The sequence below is a fragment of the Enterobacter sp. HK169 genome (assembly GCF_001719105.1).
GTDB classification, from domain to species: domain Bacteria; phylum Pseudomonadota; class Gammaproteobacteria; order Enterobacterales; family Enterobacteriaceae; genus Enterobacter; species Enterobacter asburiae_B.
Map to the genome: position 1 here is coordinate 2,977,312 of NZ_CP017087.1, position 22,434 is coordinate 2,999,745.

20 protein-coding genes are annotated in these 22,434 nt (G+C 60.3%); 10 read left to right on the forward strand and 10 right to left on the reverse strand.

What is annotated here, in order from left to right; genetic code table 11:
* The first annotated feature begins 58 nt into the window (after window positions 1-58).
* From ivbL to nepI, 9 genes are all read left to right on the forward strand, one after another.
* On the forward strand, window positions 59-157 hold the full coding sequence (gene ivbL, locus EnteroDNA1_RS22360; protein WP_057979964.1) for an ilvB operon leader peptide IvbL: 99 nt from the start codon (window positions 59-61) through the stop codon (window positions 155-157).
* Between the two features lie 106 nt (window positions 158-263).
* Window positions 264-1,952 carry an acetolactate synthase large subunit gene (gene ilvB, locus EnteroDNA1_RS14175; protein WP_064673035.1) on the forward strand — a complete coding sequence of 563 codons (1,689 nt, stop codon included), beginning with the start codon at window positions 264-266 and terminating at the stop codon, window positions 1,950-1,952.
* A gap of 3 nt (window positions 1,953-1,955) precedes the next feature.
* Window positions 1,956-2,243, forward strand: coding sequence for an acetolactate synthase small subunit (gene ilvN / locus EnteroDNA1_RS14180; RefSeq protein ID WP_033144334.1), 288 nt, complete (start codon window positions 1,956-1,958; stop codon window positions 2,241-2,243).
* Between the two features lie 98 nt (window positions 2,244-2,341).
* Window positions 2,342-2,935 (forward strand): transcriptional regulator UhpA, encoded by a 594-nt coding sequence (gene uhpA / locus EnteroDNA1_RS14185; RefSeq protein WP_032626676.1) that lies wholly within the window; start codon window positions 2,342-2,344, stop codon window positions 2,933-2,935.
* The gene (gene uhpB, locus EnteroDNA1_RS14190; RefSeq protein WP_064673036.1) at window positions 2,932-4,437 is read left to right on the forward strand and encodes a signal transduction histidine-protein kinase/phosphatase UhpB; all 1,506 of its coding nucleotides are present in this window, start codon (window positions 2,932-2,934) and stop codon (window positions 4,435-4,437) included. The genes uhpA and uhpB overlap by 4 nt, the downstream gene beginning before the upstream one ends.
* Window positions 4,430-5,749, forward strand: a complete 1,320-nt coding sequence (locus tag EnteroDNA1_RS14195; RefSeq protein ID WP_033144332.1) for an MFS transporter — start codon at window positions 4,430-4,432, stop codon at window positions 5,747-5,749. Before uhpB ends, EnteroDNA1_RS14195 begins: the two co-directional genes overlap by 8 nt.
* Before the next feature lie 140 nt (window positions 5,750-5,889).
* Window positions 5,890-7,287 carry a hexose-6-phosphate:phosphate antiporter gene (gene uhpT / locus EnteroDNA1_RS14200; RefSeq protein WP_069303449.1) on the forward strand — a complete coding sequence of 466 codons (1,398 nt, stop codon included), beginning with the start codon at window positions 5,890-5,892 and terminating at the stop codon, window positions 7,285-7,287.
* A gap of 110 nt (window positions 7,288-7,397) precedes the next feature.
* Window positions 7,398-7,850 carry a DUF1198 domain-containing protein gene (locus EnteroDNA1_RS14205; protein ID WP_069303450.1) on the forward strand — a complete coding sequence of 151 codons (453 nt, stop codon included), beginning with the start codon at window positions 7,398-7,400 and terminating at the stop codon, window positions 7,848-7,850.
* A 102-nt stretch (window positions 7,851-7,952) separates the two neighbouring features.
* On the forward strand, window positions 7,953-9,143 hold the full coding sequence (gene nepI, locus EnteroDNA1_RS14210) for a purine ribonucleoside efflux pump NepI (RefSeq protein ID WP_039260374.1): 1,191 nt from the start codon (window positions 7,953-7,955) through the stop codon (window positions 9,141-9,143).
* Between the two features lie 48 nt (window positions 9,144-9,191).
* Here nepI and EnteroDNA1_RS14215 read toward each other — a convergent pair whose 3' ends face one another.
* The 6 genes from EnteroDNA1_RS14215 to EnteroDNA1_RS14240 all read right to left on the reverse strand — a co-directional run bounded on the left by EnteroDNA1_RS14215 (window position 9,192) and on the right by EnteroDNA1_RS14240 (window position 15,115).
* Complete coding sequence (locus EnteroDNA1_RS14215) at window positions 9,192-10,097, reverse strand: DMT family transporter (RefSeq protein WP_048981411.1); 906 nt, start codon at window positions 10,095-10,097, stop codon at window positions 9,192-9,194.
* Window positions 10,098-10,245: 148 nt separating this feature from the next.
* Window positions 10,246-11,625 carry a carbohydrate porin gene (locus EnteroDNA1_RS14220; RefSeq protein ID WP_033144328.1) on the reverse strand — a complete coding sequence of 460 codons (1,380 nt, stop codon included), beginning with the start codon at window positions 11,623-11,625 and terminating at the stop codon, window positions 10,246-10,248.
* 136 nt (window positions 11,626-11,761) lie between these two features.
* Window positions 11,762-12,064 (reverse strand): PTS lactose/cellobiose transporter subunit IIA, encoded by a 303-nt coding sequence (locus EnteroDNA1_RS14225; RefSeq protein ID WP_029741865.1) that lies wholly within the window; start codon window positions 12,062-12,064, stop codon window positions 11,762-11,764.
* Window positions 12,065-12,069: 5 nt separating this feature from the next.
* Window positions 12,070-13,446 carry a glycoside hydrolase family 1 protein gene (locus tag EnteroDNA1_RS14230; protein ID WP_069303451.1) on the reverse strand — a complete coding sequence of 459 codons (1,377 nt, stop codon included), beginning with the start codon at window positions 13,444-13,446 and terminating at the stop codon, window positions 12,070-12,072.
* A gap of 17 nt (window positions 13,447-13,463) precedes the next feature.
* Window positions 13,464-14,789, reverse strand: coding sequence for a PTS sugar transporter subunit IIC (locus EnteroDNA1_RS14235; RefSeq protein ID WP_069303452.1), 1,326 nt, complete (start codon window positions 14,787-14,789; stop codon window positions 13,464-13,466).
* Window positions 14,790-14,800: 11 nt separating this feature from the next.
* On the reverse strand, window positions 14,801-15,115 hold the full coding sequence (locus EnteroDNA1_RS14240) for a PTS sugar transporter subunit IIB (protein WP_039260376.1): 315 nt from the start codon (window positions 15,113-15,115) through the stop codon (window positions 14,801-14,803).
* Window positions 15,116-15,408: 293 nt separating this feature from the next.
* On the opposite strand from EnteroDNA1_RS14240, the gene EnteroDNA1_RS14245 reads away from it, so the two are divergent.
* On the forward strand, window positions 15,409-16,359 hold the full coding sequence (locus tag EnteroDNA1_RS14245; protein ID WP_063438949.1) for a LacI family DNA-binding transcriptional regulator: 951 nt from the start codon (window positions 15,409-15,411) through the stop codon (window positions 16,357-16,359).
* 61 nt (window positions 16,360-16,420) lie between these two features.
* Here EnteroDNA1_RS14245 and EnteroDNA1_RS14250 read toward each other — a convergent pair whose 3' ends face one another.
* The 4 genes from EnteroDNA1_RS14250 to EnteroDNA1_RS14265 form a co-directional block, all read right to left on the reverse strand.
* Complete coding sequence (locus EnteroDNA1_RS14250) at window positions 16,421-16,717, reverse strand: YicS family protein (RefSeq protein ID WP_023309843.1); 297 nt, start codon at window positions 16,715-16,717, stop codon at window positions 16,421-16,423.
* Between the two features lie 121 nt (window positions 16,718-16,838).
* Entirely contained in the window at window positions 16,839-18,203 is a 1,365-nt protein-coding gene (locus EnteroDNA1_RS14255) for an efflux transporter outer membrane subunit (protein ID WP_069303453.1), read from the reverse strand.
* The gene (locus tag EnteroDNA1_RS14260) at window positions 18,203-21,313 is read right to left on the reverse strand and encodes an efflux RND transporter permease subunit (RefSeq protein ID WP_069303454.1); all 3,111 of its coding nucleotides are present in this window, start codon (window positions 21,311-21,313) and stop codon (window positions 18,203-18,205) included. The genes EnteroDNA1_RS14255 and EnteroDNA1_RS14260 overlap by 1 nt, the downstream gene beginning before the upstream one ends.
* Window positions 21,313-22,434 carry an efflux RND transporter periplasmic adaptor subunit gene (locus tag EnteroDNA1_RS14265; protein ID WP_048981415.1) on the reverse strand — a complete coding sequence of 374 codons (1,122 nt, stop codon included), beginning with the start codon at window positions 22,432-22,434 and terminating at the stop codon, window positions 21,313-21,315. Before EnteroDNA1_RS14265 ends, EnteroDNA1_RS14260 begins: the two co-directional genes overlap by 1 nt.

Genomic DNA, 22,434 nt, shown 5'->3' on the forward strand with positions numbered 1-22,434 from the left:
ACACCCGAAAACCTGTGTTTGTATAAATTCCATCAATGATTCCAAACACAGGTCCCCAATGACTTCATCCATCTTCACTTCGACCCTACTAAAAACTGCGCAACCAGCCGCAGTGGTCGTCGTGCGTGTGGTGGTGGTCGTCGGCAATGCGCCGTAGGGACTGGATCAACACACGAATCCAAAACCCCGCCGGCGCAAACCGGGCGGGGTTTTTCGTTTAGGACCCTCCCCGGAACGTCGGCCCAGAAGAAAAGGACTGGAGCATGGCAAGTTCGGGCACAACATCCACCACGACGCGTTTTACTGGCGCGCAGCTGATCGTTCATCTGCTGGAACGGCAGGGCATCACCACGGTTGCGGGTATCCCGGGCGGCACGGTGCTGCCGCTGTACGATGCGTTAAGCCAAAGCACGCAGATCCGCCACGTGCTGGCGCGCCACGAGCAGGGGGCAGGCTTTATTGCTCAGGGCATGGCGCGTACGCAGGGCAAACCGGCGGTCTGTATGGCCTGCAGCGGCCCGGGCGCAACCAACCTGGTGACCGCCATCGCCGACGCGCGTCTCGACTCCATTCCGCTGATCTGCATTACCGGCCAGGTACCGTCCTCGATGATCGGCACCGATGCGTTCCAGGAAGTGGACACCTACGGCATCTCTATCCCCATCACCAAACATAACTATTTAGTTCGCGACATCAGCGAGCTGCCTCAGGTTATCAGCGATGCGTTCCGCATTGCGCAGTCTGGCCGCCCGGGCCCGGTGTGGATAGACATTCCTAAGGATGTCCAGACCGCTGAGATCGAGATCGACGTCCTGCCGGAGCCGGGCGAGCGTGCCCCCGCGCCGGAATTCAGCGCTGAGAGCGTGCGCGATGCCGCCGACATGATTAACGCCGCCAAACGCCCGGTGCTCTATCTGGGCGGCGGAGCGATTAACGCTGCGGATGAAATCCGCCAGTTTGCAGAGAAAGCCAACCTGCCGACCACCATGACTCTGATGGCGCTGGGCATGCTGCCTAAAGCGCACCCGCTCTCTCTCGGCATGCTGGGCATGCACGGCGCGCGCAGCACCAACTACATCCTGCAAGAGGCTGATTTGCTGATTGTTATGGGCGCGCGTTTTGATGACCGGGCGATCGGCAAAACCGAGCAGTTCTGCCCGAACGCCAAAATCATCCACGTGGATATTGACCGCGCCGAGCTGGGTAAAATCAAGCAGCCGCACGTGGCGATTCAGGGCGACGTGGCCGAGGTTCTGGCGCAGCTGATCCCGCAGACGGACGCAGCCGACCGCGCCGACTGGCGCCAGCTGGTGGCCGATCTGCAGCGCGAGTTCCCGGGCGCCATCCCAACCGAAGGCGACCCGCTGAGCCACTACGGACTGATCAACGCCGTGGCAGCCTGCGTGGACGACAGCGCAATCATCACCACCGACGTGGGCCAGCATCAGATGTGGACCGCCCAGGCCTACCCGCTGAACCGTCCGCGCCAGTGGCTGACCTCCGGCGGTCTGGGAACCATGGGCTTCGGCCTGCCCGCAGCCGTGGGTGCGGCGCTCGCCAACCCGGACCGCAAGGTCATCTGCTTCTCCGGCGACGGTAGCCTGATGATGAACATTCAGGAAATGGCGACCGCGGCCGAAAATCAGTTAGACGTGAAAATCATCCTGATGAACAACGAGGCGCTGGGGCTGGTGCATCAGCAGCAGAGCCTGTTCTACAAGCAGGGCGTGTTTGCCGCGACCTACCCGGGGATGATTAACTTCATGCAGATTGCCGCCGGCTTTGGCCTGCACACCTGCGATCTGAACGCCGAAGAGGATGCCCACGCGGCGCTGCAGGACGCGATTTCTCGCCCCGGCCCGGCGCTGATCCACGTGCGTATCGACCCTGAACAAAAAGTGTATCCGATGGTGCCGCCGGGAGCGGCAAATACTGAGATGGTGGGAGAATAAGCCATGCAGAAACAACATGATAACGTCATTCTGGAACTCACCGTCCGCAACCACCCTGGCGTCATGACCCACGTCTGCGGGCTCTTTGCCCGCCGGGCGTTTAACGTGGAAGGCATTCTCTGTCTGCCGATTCAGGGCAGCGAGCACAGCCGCATCTGGCTGCTGGTCAACGATGACCAGCGTCTGGAGCAGATGATGGCGCAGATCGACAAGCTGGAAGACGTCACCAGAGTGGCGCGCAACCAGTCCGATCCCACCATGTTTAACAAAATTGCGGTGTTTTTCGAATAAATCGCTTAAGGTAAGCGCCCTGGTCGGCCTGCAGGCGTCGCGCTTGCAGGCCGGATAAGCGCAGCGCCATCCGGCGCTTTCAGACCGCAGGAAGACACATGACCACCATCGCTCTCATCGACGACCACCTTATCGTCCGCTCCGGCTTTGCCCAGCTTTTAAACCTCGAACCGGATTTTCAGGTTGTGGCCGAGTTTGGCTCCGGTCGCGAGGCGCTGGCGGGCCTGCCGGGGCGCGGGGTGCAGGTCTGTATCTGCGACATCTCGATGCCGGATCTCTCCGGGCTGGAGCTGCTAAGCCAGCTGCCGAAAGGGATGGCGACGATCATGCTGTCGGTCCACGACAGCCCGGCGCTGGTCGAGCAGGCCCTCAACGCGGGCGCGCGCGGCTTTCTCTCCAAGCGCTGTAGCCCCGACGAACTGATCGCCGCCGTGCGCACTGTCTCCACCGGCGGCTGCTATTTAACGCCGGATATCGCCATCAAGCTGGCGGCCGGACGTCAGGATCCGCTCACCCGGCGCGAGCGCCAGGTGGCTGAGAAGCTCGCGCAGGGGATGTCGGTGAAAGAGATTGCCGCCGAGCTGGAACTGTCCCCGAAAACCGTGCACGTCCACCGCGCCAACCTGATGGAAAAACTCAACGTCAGCAACGACGTCGAGCTGGCGCGCCGCATGTTTGACAGCTGGCAATGAGTTCCGCTTTTTCACGGCTGATCGCCGTCGTCGCCAGCTTTTTTATCTTCTCCGCCGCCTGGTTTTGCCTGTGGAGCATCAGCCTGCACCTGGTGGAACGCCCGGAGCTGGCGGTGCTGCTGTTTCCCTTCGGCCTGCGTCTGGGGTTAATGCTCCAGTGTCCGCGCGCCTACTGGCCCGTTTTGCTCGGTGCTGAATGGCTGATGCTGGTCTGGCTGGCGCAGGAGGTTGCCCTCGCGCACCTGCCCTTATTGATGACCGGAAGCGTGCTCACGCTTCTCCCGGTTGCCCTCATTTCCCGCTACCGCCACCAGCGCGACTGGCGCACGCTGCTGCGTCAGGGGGCGGCGCTGATTGCCGCCGCGCTGCTGCAGTCGCTTCCGTGGGTAGGCGAGAAGGAGATGCTCAACGCCCTGCTGCTGACCCTCACCGGCGGCCTGACGCTCGCGCCAACCTGTCTGGTGATCTGGCACTACCTCACAAGCACCGTCTGGCAGCCGCTCGGCCCGGCGCTGGTTTCCCAGCCGGTGAACTGGCGCGCCCGGCACCTCATCTGGTATCTGCTGCTGTTTGTGGTGAGCCTGTGGCTCCAGCTTGGCCTGCCCGCCGAGCTTTCTCGCTTCACGCCGTTTTGTCTGGCGCTGCCGATTATCGCCCTGGCCTGGCACTACGGCTGGCAGGGGGCGCTGATCGCCACGCTGATGAACGCCATCGCGCTGATCGCCAGCCAGACCTGGCACGATCACCCTGTGGATTTACTGCTCTCCCTGCTGGCCCAAAGCCTGACCGGGCTGCTGCTCGGCGCGGGCATTCAGCGCCTGCGCGAGCTGAACCAGTCCCTGCAAACCGAGCTGGCGCGCAACCGCCGTCTGGCGGAGCGTCTGCTGGAAACCGAAGAGAGCGTGCGGCAGGAGGTCGCCCGCGAGCTGCACGACGATATCGGCCAGACCATCACCGCTATCCGCACCCAGGCGGGCATTGTCCAGCGCCTGGCGGCGGAAAACGCGGGCGTGAAGCAGGGCGGAGCGCATATCGAACAGCTTTCGCTGGGCGTCTATGACTCCGTTCGTCGCCTGTTAGGACGGCTGCGCCCGCGCCAGCTTGACGACCTTACGCTGGAGCAGGCGGTGCGTTCCCTGATGCGCGAGATGGAGCTGGAAAGCCGCGGAATAGTCAGCCATCTCGACTGGCGCATTAACGAATCTACGCTCAGCGAAGGCCAGCGCGTGACGCTGTTCCGCGTCTGTCAGGAAGGGCTGAACAATATCGTCAAACACGCCAGCGCCAGCGCGGTTACCATCCAGGGCTGGCAGCAGGACGACAGCCTGAAGCTGATAATTGAAGACGACGGCTGCGGCCTGCCGCCGGGTTCCGGCCAGCAGGGCTTTGGCCTGGCGGGCATGCGCGAGCGCGTGAAGGCGCTGGGCGGCACGCTGAACCTCTCCTGCACCCACGGGACGCGCGTCAGCGTCAGCCTGCCGCTACGGAGTTACCATGTTTAAAACCCCTGCCAGCGCCGCGCCGATTGGCGATAAAGCGGAAATCGACGCCCGCTACCGCTACTGGCGTCGCCATATCCTGATGACCATCTGGCTCGGCTACGCGCTGTTCTACTTCACCCGCAAAAGCTTCAACGCCGCCGCGCCGGAAATCCTCGCCAGCGGCGTGATGACGCGCACCGATATCGGCCTGCTGGCGACGCTGTTTTACATCACCTACGGCCTGTCGAAGTTCTTCTCCGGCATCGTCAGCGACCGCTCCAACGCGCGCTATTTCATGGGCGTTGGGCTGATCGCCACCGGGGTGGTGAATATCCTGTTTGGCTTCTCGACGTCGCTTTGGGCCTTTGCCCTGCTGTGGGCGCTGAACGCCTTTTTCCAGGGCTGGGGCGCGCCGGTCTGCGCCCGCCTGCTCACCGCCTGGTATTCGCGCAACGAGCGCGGCGGCTGGTGGGCAATCTGGAACACCGCGCATAACGTCGGCGGGGCGCTGATCCCGATGGTGGTGGGGGCGGCGGCGCTGCACTACGGCTGGCGCGCGGGGATGATGATTGCCGGTGGCCTGGCGATAATTGCCGGGCTGTTTCTCTGCTGGCGCCTGCGCGACCGGCCGCAAACCGTCGGCCTGCCTGCGGTGGGCGACTGGCGGCACGACGAGATGGAGATTGCCCAGCAGCAGGAGGGCGCGGGGCTGACCCGCAGGGAGATCCTCACCAAATACGTGCTGAAAAACCCGTACATCTGGCTGCTGTCGCTCTGCTACGTGCTGGTCTATGTGGTGCGCGCGGCCATCAACGACTGGGGCAACCTGTACATGTCCGAGACGCTCGGCGTGGATCTGGTGACCGCCAACTCGGCGGTGACGATGTTCGAACTGGGCGGGTTTATCGGCGCGCTGGTGGCGGGCTGGGGCTCGGACAAGCTGTTCAACGGCAACCGTGGACCGATGAACCTGATTTTCGCCGCCGGGATTTTGCTCTCCGTCGGCTCGCTGTGGCTGATGCCGTTCGCCAGCTACGTGATGCAGGCGGCGTGCTTCTTCACCACCGGCTTCTTCGTGTTTGGCCCGCAGATGCTGATCGGCATGGCGGCGGCAGAGTGTTCCCACAAAGAGGCGGCAGGCGCGGCGACGGGTTTTGTCGGGCTGTTTGCCTACCTCGGCGCATCGCTCTCCGGCTGGCCGCTGGCGCGGGTGATCGACGTCTGGCACTGGAGCGGATTCTTTGCGGTGATCGCCATCGCGGCGGGGATTTCCGCGCTGCTGCTGCTGCCCTTCCTGCATGCGCAGGCGCCGCGCGAGGTGAGCGAAGCGTGATGCGTCTCACCTTTTCGCCCCGAGTGGCGCAAAACCAGGAAATTTTCCCGGTTTTACCTGGACGCTGTCTCAGGCATCTCTCCCGGCTGATTTTTACAATGCCTGCCATTCGCAGGTAAAAATCAGCTCAGGAGCAAACCATGCTGGCCTTCCTCAACCAGGTGCGCAAGCCGACCCTGGATCTGCCGCTCGACGTGCGGCGCAAGATGTGGTTCAAACCGTTCATGCAGTCCTATCTGGTGGTCTTCATCGGCTACCTGACCATGTACCTGATCCGCAAAAACTTTAACATCGCGCAGAACGACATGATCTCAACCTACGGGCTGAGCATGACGCAGCTGGGGATGATTGGCCTGGGCTTCTCCATCACCTACGGCGTGGGTAAAACCGTCGTTTCCTACTACGCGGACGGCAAAAACACCAAGCAGTTCCTGCCGTTTATGCTGATCCTCTCCGCCATCTGTATGCTCGGCTTCAGCGCCAGCATGGGCGCGGGCTCCGTCAGCCTGTTCATGATGATCGCCTTCTACGCCCTGAGCGGCTTCTTCCAGAGTACCGGCGGGTCGTGCAGCTATTCCACCATCACCAAATGGACCCCGCGCCGCAAGCGTGGTTCGTACCTCGGCATGTGGAACATCTCCCACAACCTAGGCGGGGCGGGTGCGGCAGGCGTGGCGCTGTTTGGCGCAAACTACCTGTTCGACGGCCACGTGATCGGCATGTTTATCTTCCCGTCGATTATCGCCCTGATTGTCGGCTTTATCGGCCTGCGCTACGGCAGCGACTCCCCGGAATCTTACGGCCTCGGCAAAGCCGAAGAGCTGTTCGGCGAGGAGATCAGCGAAGAGGACAAAGAGACCGAAGAAAACGAGATGTCCAAATGGCAGATCTTTGTTGAGTACGTGCTGAAAAACAAAGTGATCTGGCTGCTGTGCTTCTCAAACATCTTCCTCTACGTGGTGCGTATTGGCATCGACCAGTGGTCGACCGTATATGCCTTCCAGGAGCTGAAGCTCTCTAAAGAAGTGGCGATTCAGGGCTTCACTCTGTTCGAAGTGGGCGCCCTGGTCGGCACCCTGCTGTGGGGCTGGCTCTCGGATCTCGCCAACGGCCGTCGTGCGCTGGTGGCCTGCGTCGCGCTGGCGTTGATTATCGCCACGCTCGGCGTCTACCAGCATGCCAGCAACCAGTACGTTTACCTGGCGTCCCTGTTCGCGCTCGGCTTCCTGGTGTTTGGTCCACAGCTGCTGATCGGCGTGGCGGCAGTCGGCTTCGTACCGAAAAAAGCGATCGGCGCCGCCGATGGGATTAAAGGCACCTTCGCCTACCTGATCGGCGACAGCTTCGCCAAGCTGGGTCTGGGGATGATCGCCGACGGCACGCCAATTTTCGGCCTCACCGGCTGGGCGGGCACCTTCGCGGCGCTGGATGCGGCAGCCATCGGCTGTATCGTCCTGATGGCGATGGTAGCGGTGCTGGAAGAACGTAAAATTCGCCGTGAGAATCGTGCGCAGAAGCAGAAATTGAAAGCAGCCTGAGTGTGCAGGTAACTTCTTTGCCCGGTGTGTGATGCCGGGCTTTTTTATGGCTGTCGCTGTCGACGCCGTGCGTTTCCCGCTATGATGAGCGGCTATTCATAGGAGAACGCATGGTCTGGATAATGCTGGCAACGCTTGCCGTGGTGTTTGTGGTGGGATTTCGCGTCCTGACCTCAGATTCCCGCCGCGCCATCAAACGTTTGAGCGAGCGTCTGGGGATCACCCCGATGCCGGTCGAGTCGATGATCGACCAGTTCGGTAAAACGCCCGGCAATGAGTTTATCCGCTACCTTGAGCGGCCGGACGAGGCGCATCTGCAAAACGCGGCGCAGGTGCTGCTGCTCTGGCAGGTTTGCATTGTCGACGGCAGCGAGGAGAACCTGCACGCCTGGCACCGCATGCTGCGTAAAGCCCGCCTTGCCGCGCCGATTACCGATGCGCAAATTCGTCTGGCGCTTGGCTTCATGCGCGAGATGGAGCCCGATCCGCAGGAGCTAAACGCTTTCCAGCTTCGCTATAACCAGCTCTTCCTGCCGGAAGAGGGCGTGTTTTACCTGCACTGATCCCCTGTAAAAACGACAAAAGTTGTCAAATCGTTAAATCCGTCACACTTTTGATGATAAACTGCGCGACTTTTCCGCACGTTTTTATCTTCAGGTGACGCCATGACAGAACATATCCAGCCCACGACCAGACCGCAGACCAAAGAGGTTTCTCGCCCCAACTGGTCGGCCGTTTTCGCCGTGGCGTTCTGCGTCGCCTGCCTGATTACCGTTGAGTTTCTGCCGGTGAGCCTGCTGACGCCGATGGCGCAGGATTTGGGCATTTCTGAGGGCGTGGCGGGGCAGTCCGTCACCGTTACCGCCTTCGTGGCGATGTTCGCCAGCCTGTTTATCACCCAGGTGATTGGCACCATCGACCGCCGCAAGGTGGTCATTCTGTTCAGCGTGCTGCTGACGCTCTCCTGCCTGCTGGTCTCCTTCGCGGAAAGCTTCACCCTGCTGCTGCTGGGGCGCGCCTGCCTGGGGCTGGGATTAGGCGGTTTCTGGGCGATGTCGGCCTCGCTCACGATGCGCCTGGTGCCCGCGCGGACGGTGCCAAAAGCGCTTTCCGTTATCTTCGGTGCGGTCTCTATCGCGCTGGTGATTGCCGCGCCGCTCGGCAGCTTCCTCGGCGGGATTATCGGCTGGCGTAACGTCTTTAACGCGGCGGCGGTGATGGGCCTGCTCTGCATCATTTGGGTGTGGAAAGCACTGCCGTCGCTACCGGGCGAAGCGGCGCACCACAAACAGAACATGTTCGCGCTGCTGAAGCGCCCCGGCGTGCTGGCGGGGATGACCGCCATCTTTATGTCCTTTGCCGGGCAGTTTGCCTTCTTTACCTATATCCGCCCGGTGTTTATGACCATGGCGGGCTTTGACGTGGACGGCCTGACGCTGGTGCTGCTGAGCTTTGGTATCGCCAGCTTTGTCGGCACCTCGCTGTCTTCCCAGTTCCTGAAACGCTCCCTGAAGGTGGCGCTGGCGGGTGCGCCGCTGGTGCTGGCAGCGAGCGCGGCGGTGCTGGTGCTGTGGGGCAGCGATAAGTGGGTGGCGTCTGCCATCGCGATTATCTGGGGGTTGGCCTTTGCGCTGGTACCGGTGGGCTGGTCGACGTGGATCACCCGCTCGCTTGCCGATCAGGCGGAAAAAGCCGGGTCGATTCAGGTGGCGGTGATCCAGCTGGCGAACACCTGCGGCGCGGCCATTGGCGGCGTGGCGCTCGACCATTTGGGGCTGACGTCACCGCTGGTGATCTCCGGCACGCTGATGCTGCTGACCGCGCTGCTGGTGGCGGGGAAGGTGAAGGCGAAGTAGTGTTTTTCTCCCTCTCCCGTGGGAGAGGGTTGGGGTGAGGGCATCAGGCTACGCCGATGTCTGAACCCGTCTTCTCGAATCCATTGAAATCAACACTACCGACGACACAATCAATAGCGTCCCCAGCCAGTCCGGCAGGGTGAACGCCACCCCCAGCAACACCACCGACAGCAGCGCGCTGCTCAAGGGTTCGGCGCAACTCAGAATGCTCGCCTTCGGCCCGCCGATCATCTGTGCACCTTTCAGATACAGGCTGAACGTTAGCGCCGTGCCAATCACCACCAGATAGAAAAACGCCAGCAGCAGGCTGCCGTCAATCACAAAGGTGGTCCCGCGTCCGGCGTAGAACGGCGTCAGCATTAGCCCGGCGATCAACATGCTCCAGCCGACAATCGGCAGCGTGCCGTAGCGGGCGATCAGCGTTGACGGATAGGTGGTGTAAAACGCGGCGGCAAACGCCGATGCGATGCCGAAGAACAGCGCGGCAGGCGAGATAGAGAGCGAGGTTGGGTCGCCGTGGGTGACCAGCAGAAACGTACCGACAAGCGACGTCATGATGGCCGACAGCACAAACACGCCGGGGCGCTTTTTCCGCGCCAGGGCGAACCAGGCCACGATAATGGTCGGCGAGAGAAACTGCAGCACGGTAGCGGTGGCTGCGTTGGATTTCTCAATCGTCAGCAGGAAGGTGAGCTGCACGGTGAGCGCGCCGACGAGTGAGAAAATCAGCAGGCTGAGGGCGTCTTTGCGATGTTTGATGACCGAGAAAATCTTGTCGCCGTGCACGAAGGAGAGCGTCAGCAGGATCACGCCGGTAAACAGCAGGCGAACCATGGTCAGGTAAGGCGAAGAAATGTGGCTTTTCTCCATGATGTACTGCGCGCAAACGCCGGAACTGCCCCATAAAACGGCGGCGATCAGGACGTTTAGCATCCCTTTACGTGTGGAACCCATGTTCTCCCCTGCGATGTTGTCGTTAATTCGGTCAACAGCATAGCATGGTTGCGTGCGGCCTGATGCCCTCACCCCGGCCCTCTCCCACGTGGAGAGGGAGCAAACACTAAAAACGGCAACTTGCGTTGCCGTTTTGCTTCTACCTTGCCTAGAACCACGCCTCCCACATCGCGCCGACGTTGAAGTCGTCGAGCGTTTCGTCTTTGGTGTTGTTCACGCGCGCGGTGCGTTCGTTATCCACCTTGCCGCCGGTCACGTAGAAGCGCAGCATCGGGCGGAACTCCGGCCCCATGGCGATAGACATGTTCTGCGACAGGGTCAGCTTCCAGCCCTTGTTGTCGCCGCCGTTGTCGTAATCCACATGCTGCCAGCCTGCTTCCAGCCAGGTGGAGTGAACGTCGTTCCACCAGTGCATCGGTCGCACGATGGCGTTGTAGTTTTTGCGGTTGTCGGTCTTATCGCGGCTGTTGTCGTAGTCGTGGAAGGCGAGGATGTACTCCACCTGCGTGGCCTGGGTGAATTTATACAGCCCTTCGAAGCTGGCGTAGACCGTGGTCAGATCCTCGGTTTTGTTGAACACGCTGTTGTCCGCGTTATCGGAGTAGCGGGCGATCACCTTGTTCACGCCGCTGTCGTTGGTGTGGCTCAACACCACGCCGCCCTGCCACGCGTTCAGACGCTCGTCGCTCTCCACCGCTTTGGAGTCAAAGCCGTAGTTGGCGTACAGCTCCATGTCGATCGGGCCAAGCTTCATGCCGTGGATTTTTGAGGTCGCGGCGTAGTTGCCTTTGTCGCCCGTGCCGGAACCGCCGGTACAGGTGATGCGCGACGGGTTGGCTTCATCTTCCATCACTTCCGGGCTACAGGATTCCACCGCCGCGACGGCGGCCACGTCGAACTGCACGCCGCCGATGTCGAAGTTTTTCACCCCGGCGCCCTGGCCGTCGTGGTTCATCCAGAAGTAGTCGTTGATGCCCTGCTGCGGACGCTGGTGGAAGTCACGACCTGCCCAGAAATAGGCGTTCGGGTTGGAGGCCATAATGTTGGTCACCCCCGCGTAGGCTTTTTTCAGGTTAACTTCGTCGCCCCAGTGATCGATCATCACGTTAACGTCCCAGATGGCGCCGTTTTCACCCTTGAAGGCCTTGGAGAGCTGGAATTCCCCGCCGTTGCCTTCGTTGCCCAGACGACCAATGGCGGACGCGCCGTTGTACGAGCCGTCCACCGCGACGTATTTCTGATCGGCAGCCTGGAAGTGCGCGCCGTAGCGGGCGTAGCCGGTAAATTTAATTCCGAACGGGATCGCCATGTCCGGAGATTGCGCCGCGCTTTGCGGCTCGGTCACCACGTCCGCTTTTTTCGCGACCGCCGCATCCATTTTAGCCTGACGTTCGGCCAGGGCTTTATCCACCGCTTTCGCCACAATGGCGTCGATTTGCTCCTGCGTGAATTCCTGCGCGAGCACGGAAATTGGGCAAAGCGCGGCGATAACCGCCATGGTTAATGGAAGTTTTTTAATCGTATTCATGGTTATCTCAATATAGTTTAATTTTATTCAGACAATAACCATCCCGCTCCGATCTGACAGAGTATGTCGCTATCATCAGAACAAGTGGATCTCTATTTAGGGTACAGAGGTATTACAATAATTATTTCGCCATAGACTATCTCTGATATAAATGAATAATTTCTTCGGACAGTTCACGCGCTAATAAGGAGTTCATTAAATGATCCTGCGCGTGCACCATAATTAACGTCATCGGCTGGCGGCCTTCGCCCGCATCCTGCTCGATCAGTTTGGTCTGCATCTTGTGCGCCTGGCGCGCGTAGCCGTCGGCTTCGCGCAGCAGGCTTTTGGCTTCGTCAATGTTGCCCTGACGCGCCGCGTGCAGCGCTTCAAAGCACAGGCTGCGGGACTGTCCGGCATTGACGATAATTTCCATTACGGCTTCTTCTAATGCGATCATCATCATTACTCTTTTTCAAAACTATTATTTAACGCGGTAGCGGCAAACCACTCTCCGCTTTTCTTAATGGTGCGTTTCTGCGTCTCTAAATCGAGCTGGATAAATCCGTAGCGATTTTTATACGCGTTGCACCACGACCAGTTATCAATAAACGTCCACATATGGTAGCCGAGACAATTGCACCCTTCGCTAATACCCTTATGCAGCCAGGCTAAATGTTCGGAAATAAACTCGATGCGGTATTGATCGTTAATCTGGCCATTTTCAATAAAACGCTGCTCGTTTTCGACGCCCATGCCGTTTTCAGAAATAAAGCAGCGTGGGTTGCCGTAATTGTCGCGCAGGTTAACCAGAATATCGTAAATACCCGGCTCGTAGATTTCCCAGCCGCGGTACGGGTTCATCTTGCGGCCCGGCATCTCGTAATTATCGAAGAACCACTCCGGCATAAACGGCGCCTGCGGGTTCACCGCGCTGTCGCGACACTTCACGCGACGCGGCTGATAGTAATTCACGCCGAGCAGGTCGATTTTCCCTTCCGCAATCAGGAAGCCGTCTTCCGGTTTACAGGCGGGTAATTGATCGCAGGATTTCAGCAGCGCTACGAGATCTGCCGGGTATTCCCCTCGCAGGACCGGGTCAAGGAAGCTGCGGTTAAACATCAGATCCGCGATGTGCGCCGCCTTCACGTCCGCCGGGTTCTGCGAGCGCGGGTACGACGGCGTCAGGTTCAGCACGATGCCAATCTCCCCCGCGTAATGCCCGGCGCGGTAGGCCTGCACCGCTTTCGCATGGGCCAGCACGGTGTGATACGCCACGGTGGCCGCCCGACGAAAATCCACCACGTTGGGGTAGTGGAAGTCGTACAGATAACCGCCTTCCACCGGCACGATCGGCTCGTTGAAGGTAAACCAGTGCAGCACGCGATCGCCGAACAGCTCAAAGCAAATCTGCGCATAGCGGGCGTAGGCCTCCACCACGTCGCGGTTTTCCCAGCCGCCGATCTCCTGCATCGCCATCGGCATGTCGAAATGGAACAGGGTCATAAAAGGCGTGATGCCCTGTTCATTCAGCTCATCAATGACCTGATTGTAAAAATCGACCGCTTCCGGGTTCACTTCACCGATACCGTCGGGGATCAGGCGCGCCCAGCTAATCGAGGTGCGAAAGCTGTTGTGGTTCAGCTGCTTTAACAGCTGAATGTCCGTTTTCCAGTGCTGATAAAACGTGGAGGTCTGCTGCGGCCCCACGCCGTTGTGAAAACGGTTTGGCTCGCGGGCAAACCAGTAATCCCAGGTGGTTTCCCCCTCTCTTGCCCCTTCCGTCTGGAGAGCGGAGCTTGCGCTGCCCCACCAGAAGTTATCGGGAAATGCGTATTTCATGACTCTTCCTCTTTGACTTAATTGCTGGCGGTCTCGGCGGCGCCGACGGTCGCCTGAGCTTTCTGCTCTTCGTTTTTGATGAGCGTACGCTCATAGGCGCGCAGGAACGGCAGGTACATCAGCGCGGACATCACCATACAGACCAGGCACATCACCACCGGGCTCAGCGCCCAGTTTGCCGCCCACGAGGCGCCAATCGGTGCAGGGGTGGTCCACGGGGTCAACGAGACGACCTGCGCCAGCCAGCCGAGCTTGGTTGCGCCGTACGCCAGGCAGGCGTTAACCAGCGGAACGAACACGAACGGGATAAACAGCATCGGGTTCATGATGATCGGCGCGCCGAACAGAATCGGTTCGTTGATGTTGAAGAAGCTTGGCACCACGCCCATTTTGCCGATGGTGCGCAGGTGGGTAACGCGGCTGCGCAGCAGCAGGAACGCCAGCGGCAGGGTAGAGCCTACGCCGCCAATCAGCAGGTAGTGATCCCAGAAGCCCTGGAGGTAAACGTGCGGCAGCGCCGCGCCGGCCGCCAGCGCCGCCTGGTTTGCCGAGAGGTTCGCCATCCAGAACGGGTTCATGATGCCGGTGACGATCAGCGAGCCGTGAATACCGGCGAACCAGAAGATCTGGCACAGCAGCACGGAGAGCAGAATGGCGGGCAGGGAGTCAGACGCGGACACCAGCGGCTCAAGCAGGTGCATGATCGCCTGCGGGATAATCATCCCGGTCTGCGCTTCGATGAACAGGTTCAGCGGGTGCAGCGTGCCGATCACCACCATCACCGGGATCAGGATCTCAAACGAGCGCGCCACGCCGGTTGGCACTTCCTTCGGCAGGCGAATGGTCACGTTGTTCTGCTTCAGCCACGCGTAAACGCGGGTGGCGTAAATTGCGGTGATCAGGGCGGTGAAGATGCCCTGGCCGGAGAGATACTGGGTCGAAATTTTGCCGTCGGCATACGGCGCGGCGACCAGCAGGAAGGCCATAAAGGCCAGCAGGCCGGACATCACCGGGTCGAGGTTAAACTGACGCCCCAGGCTCGCCCCAATTCCCACCGAAATGAAGAAGGTCATCACGCCCATGCTGAGGTTAAACGGCAGCATCAGCTGTTCGCGATAGGTCTGGGAGAAATCCAGCCAGCCGCGGGCGAAGCTGTTGGTGGTATCCCCCGAGAACGGCGGGAAGATGAACACCAGCATAAACGAGCCGATGATCATAAACGGCAGCGCGGCGGTAAAGCCGTCGCGGATGGCAATCACATACTTTTGCTGGCCCAGCTTGGCGGCCAGCGGGGTAATTGACTGCTCAATCACCGCGACCATGGATTGATATAACGAACTCATGTGAACACCTTTTAGTGTGCCGCTTCGATGAGCGACAGAGCATAGTCCAGTACTTTATCGCCACGCTGCATGCCGTAGTCCATCATGTCGATGGGCTGCACCGGAATGCCTTTCGTAGCCGCCTTGTCTGAGAGTGTCTTTAACATGTATTTCACTTGCGGTCCGAGAAGGACAACCTGGTATTGCGGAAACTGCGTATCAAATTCGGAAACACCGTACGCATCAATCTTCACCGGCAAACCACGTTCTTTCGCGACATCGACCATTTTGCTGACCAACAGGCTGGTGGACATCCCGGCAGAGCAGCACAGCATAATCTTGAACATCGACAACCATCCTCTAAATGTAAAAAGTTATTGCGAGGATGATTGGACATTATACGGAAACCGGTTTCCATTCATAAAAGACAGAAGTGTGACAACCATCAAGATCCGTTACTTATGAGGCTAATTAACCGGATGTGGGTCACATAATTTGGCTGTTTTGACATCATTTTGAGTGGAAACGGAAAATCGGTTTCCCTGGAAAACGGAAACGGATATACTCCGTCCTGGCTATAATGTGAGCCGAAGCGGTGATGGAATTTGCAGGCGCGAGGTAAGCCTGCCAGGGGAAAGAGATGTCGACAATCAATGATGTATCACGTCTTGCCGGGGTGTCTAAAGCCACGGTATCGCGAGTGTTGAGTGGGTCGCGTGGCGTAAAGGAAGCCAGCCGTCAGGCCGTTCTGAAGGCCGTGGATGAGCTGAACTATCGTCCCAACGTGATTGCCCAGTCGCTGCTGAGCCAGTCAACGGGCTGTATCGGGGTGATTTGCGCGCAGGAAAACATTAACCAGACCACCGGATATCTCTACGCGCTGGAAAAACAGCTCAGCCAGCATCAAAAACACCTCCTGCTGCGCTTCGCGCACAGCAAAGCGGAAGTGATGCACGCCCTTGAAGAACTTTCCTGCGGACTCTGCGATGATATCCTGGTGATTGGCGCCCGTTTCCCGCTGGACGTGGAGATGGACAACGTCATTCTGGTGGACTGCATGGAGTCTGATAATTCCAACAGCATTCAGTTCGATCACGCCTTTGCCGCCGAAACCGCCTGTAACTACCTCACCAGCCAGGGGCGTCGCCAGATTGCGCTGATCCACCCCCACGGCAGCGGTTTTGCCGACCAGGTGCTGCTCGGCTACAAGCACGCGCTGGAGAAAAATTTCCTCCCCTTTAATCGCAGCCTGGTCTTTATGGACGCGACTTCTTCGTCCGTTGCGCTGCAGGAGCTGCTTAACAACGCCAGCACGCTGAACTTCAACGCGCTGCTGGTGGCGGACGAGCAGGAAGCCCAGCGGGTGATCCCGCAGCTGCAGGCGTTTAATAAATCGGTGCCGGACGACATTATGGTCTTCAGCCTTGCCGGATCGCTGCACCTGCCGGGTATTCCGGTGATCCCGGCGATTGAATATTCCATGGACGCGATGGCGGCGCGCATTGTGAGCTGGCTGACGGAGAAAACGCAGATGCTCGGGTCCTATGTTTTGCGCGGGGATTTGATCATTCCAGACGTGCGTAAGCGTTAAAAATGTTGTGTAGGCCGGGTAAGGCGCAGCCGCCACCCGGCGAGAAGCACGTTTCCAGCTCTCAATAATCTTCCATACAATCCACCTGACCAATCGCCCCCCAGTAGGCATCCAGGTTGTCGCGCTTCACGGCGGTGATGGCATTTTTAATCAGCAGCTGATTGGCCTCGGACGACAAAATCATCTCCTGCCAGGCTTTATCGCTCTGCTTTTTCTGTGGCGTACAGGTTTTCTTAATATCTTTAAGGACCTGCTGCTTTATTTGCGCCTCTTTCGCGGGGTCATCCTTTTCCTGAGCATGGACAAACGCGGCGAAGAGCAGACAAACCAGCAGGCAGACCAGGTGCGCAGCTTTCATCAACAACCCCCTTTAGAAGTCACATGCTTCCCATGAAATATATCGTTACATTCAGTGTAGCGACGCCAGCCGAAAGTATGAATTTTCTCTTCACCGCCTGTCATGAACTTCCCGGCAAGCGCTACTGAATACCGCCCCCCAGCGACTGCCACAGCGTGATGCGGTTTTCCAGGTCGGTTTGCTGCAGCGCGATCAGCGATTCCTGCGCCGACCACAGCGACCGCTGCGCGGTCAGTACCGTCAGATAATCCCCCGCGCCCGCCTTATAGCTGCGCGTTGCCACGTCCAGCGTTTTTTGCTCCGCCGCGACGTATTCGCGCTGGGCGTCGAGCTGTTCGCTCAGGGTTTCTCGTCGCGCCAGCGCGTCGGCCACGTCCTTAAACGCGCTCTGGATGGCTTTCTCATAGGTGGCGATCAGCCCTTTCTTCTCCGCTTCCGCGTAGCGCAGCTGCGCCAGGTTGTTCCCGCCGCTGAACAGCGGCAGGGTGATGGACGGCGCGAACGACCAGACCTTCATCCCATGGCTGAACAGGGAGGAGAGCGAATCGCTGCCGACGCCCGCGCTGGCGGTCAGCGAAATGGTCGGGAAGAAGTTGGCCCGCGCCGCGCCGATGTTGGCGTTGGCGCTCAGCAGGTTATGTTCCGCCTCCTGAATGTCCGGGCGGCGCAGCAGAGCGCTGGAGCTGACGCCCGCCGGGATCAGCGTGATGGCGTTGTCGCTCAGGCTCTCCAGCGTGCCGGGCAGTAGGTTGTCCGGCACCGTATCGCCCGCCAGCAGATTGAGGGCATTTTTGTCCTGCATCACCAAAGTCCGATAGCTCGCGACGCTGGCGCGCGCCTGCTGATACACCGCCATTGCCGAGCTGACGTCCGTGGCGGCCGCCACGCCAACGTCCTGCTGGCGCTTCACAATCTTTAGCGAATTCGCCGCGCTCTCCATCGTGGATTTCGCCAGCGCCAGGTTGCTGTTATCCGCCGCCAGCGTCACCCAGGCCGTCGTCAGCTCGCTGACCATCGTCAGGCGCGTGTTCTGCGCGGTGAACTCGCTGGCAAGCCAGGTTTCACGCGCGGCGCGGGAGAGGCTCTGGTTGCGGCCAAACAGATCCAGCTCGAAGCTGGAGACCGCGCCGTTGGCTTCATCGCTTGTCGCGACGCCGCTTGCCAGCGTGCGGCTGCGGGTGTGGCTCAGCTCGGCGTCCACCGTCGGGAACAGGGACGAGCGCGTTTCACCGTACTGGGCGCGGGCGGCGTCGATATCGGCAATCGCTTTTTGCACGTCGCGGTTGCTGTTAAGCGCCATCGTCACCACGCTTTTCAGCCGCGCATCGTTCATTACCTGCTGCCACTGGCTCACCACGGCGGTGGCTTCGCCGTGCGCGCCGGGCAAGGTTGCCGGGACGGGGGCGTCCGGGCGTTGATACGTTGGGTCTAACGACACACAGCCTGCGCTCAGCAGGGCTAACGCTAAAACAGATACACGAAACATTATGACCTCCGGTTCGCGTGTTTACCGGAGAACAGACGTTTCACCAGTACAAAGAATAAGGGAACAAAGAAGATCGCCAGCAGCGTCGCGGCCAGCGTTCCGCCGATAATGCCGGTACCAATCGCCACGCGGCTGTTTGCGCCTGCGCCGGTTGCCACGGCCAGCGGCGTAACCCCTGCGATAAACGCCAGCGAGGTCATGATGATCGGACGCAGGCGCGTCTGGGCGGCACGCAGGGCGGCACGCGTCAGAGAGTACCCTTCAGCGACTTTGGCTTCGGCAAACTCGACAATCAGGATCGCGTTCTTCGACGACAGGCCGATAGTGGTGAGCAGCGCCACCTGGAAGTAGACGTCGTTGTTCAGGCCGCGCAGGGAGGCGGCGACGGCCGCGCCCAGCACGCCAAGCGGGATCACCAGAATGACCGAAATCGGCACCGACCAGCTCTCATACAGCGCCGCCAGGCACAGGAACACGACGAGGATGGAGAGGGCATACAGGCTCATCGCCTGACCGCTCGCCAGTTTTTCCTGCAACGACAAACCGCTCCACGCCCAGGTGCTGCCGGACGGCAGGCTGTTTGCCAGCTGCTCCATTTTGCCCATCGCCGTGCCGGAGCTGGCGCCGCTGGCGTTTTCGCCCTGTATCTCATACGCCGCCGAGCCGTTGTAGCGCACCAGGCTTTCCGGGCCGTACTCCCAGCGGGTGGTGGCGAAGGCGGAGAACGGCGTCATGGTGCTGTCGCTGCCGCGCACAAACCATTTGTTGAGATCCGACGGTACGGCGCGGGTGTCGCTGTCGCCCTGGATGTAGACCTTTTTCACGCGGCCGCGATCGATAAAATCGTTCACGTAGGTCCCGCCCCAGGCGCTGGAGAGGGTGTCGGTAACGTCACTCAGGGACAGCCCCAGCGACACGGCCTTGTTGTTATCGATATCCACCTGAAGCTGCGGCATCTGCGGCAGATCGTTGGCGCGCACGGCGTGCAGCGAGCTGTCCTGATTGGCCTCGCCAATCAGCTGGTTACGCAGCTTCAGCAGCGCGTCGCGGTCGGTGCCGCCGCTGGCCATCAGCTCAAAGGTAAAGCCGTTGCTCTGGCCCAGACCGTCCACCGCCGGCGGCGTCATGGCAAAGATGGTCGCATCGCGGATGGTGCTCAGCTCCTGCGTGGCGCGCAGGGCAATGGCCTGTGCGGTGTTTGCATCGCCTTTACGTTCGGACCAGTTTTTCAGGGAGACAAACGCCATCCCGGCGTTCTGGCCGCTGCCGCTAAAGCTGAAGCCTTCAATGGTGAAGATAACGTTGGTGTTGGCTTTCTCTTTCGTGAGGAACCACTCGCGCACCTGGCGGCTGACTTCGGCGGTACGTACCGTCGTTGCGCCCGCTGGCAGGGTGTACTGCACCATGATTTCGCCCTGATCTTCCGTTGGCAGGAAGCTGCCCGGCAGCTTAAGCATGGCGAAGCCCATCGCGCCGCAGAGCAGGGCATAGATAACCAGCATGCCGCCGGAACGGCGCAGGGCGCGCAGCACCTTGTTCTGATAGCCGCGCTCGGTCCTGCTGTAGAAGCGGTTAAACGCGCCGAAGAAGCCCTTTTTGTGCGGCGCCGTGTGGCTCAGAATCGAGCCGCAGAGCGCGGGCGTCAGGGTCAACGCCACCACCACGGAGAGGAACATTGCCGAAATGATGGTGACCGAGAACTGACGGTAAATCACCCCGGTGGAGCCGCCGAAGAAGGCCATCGGCAGGAATACGGCAGAAAGCACCAGCGCAATGGCAACCAGCGCGCCGGAGATTTCGCCCATCGATTTTTCGGTGGCTTCCCGCGCGGGCAGGCCTTCGTCGCGCATAATACGCTCGACGTTTTCCACCACCACGATGGCGTCATCCACCAAAAGCCCGATCGCCAGCACCATTGCAAACAGCGTCAGGGTATTGATGGAGTAGCCGAACAGCGCCAGCACGCCAAACGTGCCCAGCAGAACCACCGGTACCGCCAGCGCCGGGATCAGCGTCGCGCGGATGTTTTGCAGGAACAGGTACATCACCACCACCACGAGGATAATGGCTTCGAACAGGGTCTGAATCACGTCCTCAACGGAGATCTTGATGAACTCGGTGCTGTCTTTCGGGTAGGCCACGTCGTAGCCTTCCGGCATCGACTTTTTGAACTCGGCGATTTTATCTTTCACCGCCGTGGCGGTGTTGAGCGCGTTCGCGCCCGGTGAAAGCATCACCGCCATACCCGCCGCCGGGTGGCCGTTGAGCTTCGCGGTGGCGGTATAATCTTCGCTGCCCATCTCCACGCGGGCGACGTCGCTGATGCGCACGATAGCGCCGCTGGACTGGCTCTTCACGATGATGTTTTTAAACTGATCGACCGTCTGCAGGCGCGACTGGGCGCGGACGGTGGCGGTGAGTTGCTGGGCGTTTGACGAGGGCAGCGCGCCGATTTTACCGGCGGAAACCTGCACGTTCTGCGCTTCAATCGCGCTCTGCACGTCGGACGGCATCAGCGAGTAGGACGCCAGCTTCGCCGGGTCAAGCCAGATGCGCATCGCGTATTCCGCCCCGAACACCTGCAGGCTACCGACGCCCTCCACGCGCGCCAGCGGGTCCTGCATATTGCTCACCAGCCAGTCGGCGATATCCGAGCTGCTGGCGGCGTCGGTTTTGTCGTACACGCCCATGATCAGCAGGAAGTTGCTCTGCGATTTCTCGACGGTAATGCCGGACTGCTGCACCTCGGTCGGCAGGCGCGATTCCGCCTGCTGAACTTTGTTCTGCACTTGCACCTGGGCGGTGTCCGGGTCGGTTCCCTGCTCGAAGGTGACGGTAATGCTCACCGACCCGTCCGAGCTGCTGGTGGAGGTGAAGTAGAGCAGGTTATCCAGGCCGGTCAGCTGCTGCTCGATCACCTGCGTCACGCTGTTTTCCAGCGTCTGCGCGGAGGCACCGGTGTAGGTGGCGGAGATTTTGATCGACGGCGGGGCGACGTCCGGGTACTGAGCGACCGGCAGCGTGCGGATCGCCAGCATCCCGGCGAGCATGATAAGAATGGCGATAACCCAGGCAAAGACCGGGCGACGCACGAAGAAGCGGGAAAACATCAGGCTTTTCCTCCCGCAGCTTTCATCTCTTCGGCCTTCACTTCCTGCCCGGCGGTCACTTTGTCGGTACCTTCCACAATCAGCCTGTCGCCCGCCTTGAGGCCGCTCAGCACCAGCCATTTGTCGCCGTAGGTGTCGCCCGTCTCCAGCTGACGCTGCTCGACCTTATTGCTGGCATTCACCACCAGCGCGGTGGCGGTGCCTTTGGCATCGCGGGTGATGCCCTGCTGCGGGGCGAGGATCGCGTCGTTCATGATGCCTTCATCCACCCTGGCGCGAACGAACATCCCCGGCAGGAGCTGGTGCTGCGGGTTCGGGAAGACGGCGCGCAGCGTGACCGAGCCGGTTGATTCATCCACCGCCACTTCGGTTAACGCCAGACGGCCTTTCTCGCCGTAGGTGCTGCCGTCTTCAAGGATTAGCGACACGCTTAGCGTATCGCTATTGGTGGCAAGGGTTTGCCTGCGTAAACGCAGCAGATCGGCGCTGGAACGCGTGAGATCGACGTACATGCTGTCCAGTCCGCGAACGGTGGCGAGCGCGGTATCCTGCTGGGCGGTCACCAACGCGCCGGGCGTGACGGAGGAGATGCCGATGCGTCCGGCAATCGGCGCGGTAACGGTGGTCCAGTTGAGGTTAATGCGCGCGCTCTCCTGCGCGGCCTTCTTTGACTCGACGCTGGCCTTGTCCTGCGCGCAGGTGGACTTCGCGTCCTCTGCGTCCTGGCGCGACACGCCGTCGTCTTTCACCAGCTGCGCATAGCGCTGGGCCTTCTGGCAGTCGGCCGCTACCAGCGCCTGAGCCTGCTTCAGCGCCGCGGCGGCTTCATCAAACGCCGCGCGGTAGCTGGAAGGGTCAATTTGATACAGCGCCTGCCCGGCTTTCACGGTATCGCCTTCGGTGAACAGCCGCTTCTGGATAATGCCGCCCACCTGCGGGCGCACTTCGGCGCTCATGGCGGCGGTGGTGCGCCCGGTCAGCTCGCTGACAACGGACACCGGCTGGCTCATGAGGGTGACAATCCCCACATCCGGAAGAGGACGCTGGGGAGCAGATGTTTGCGCATTATCGCACCCGGTCAGGAGAAATAATGCCGCGATGGAGGTTGTTATGTTTTTCAT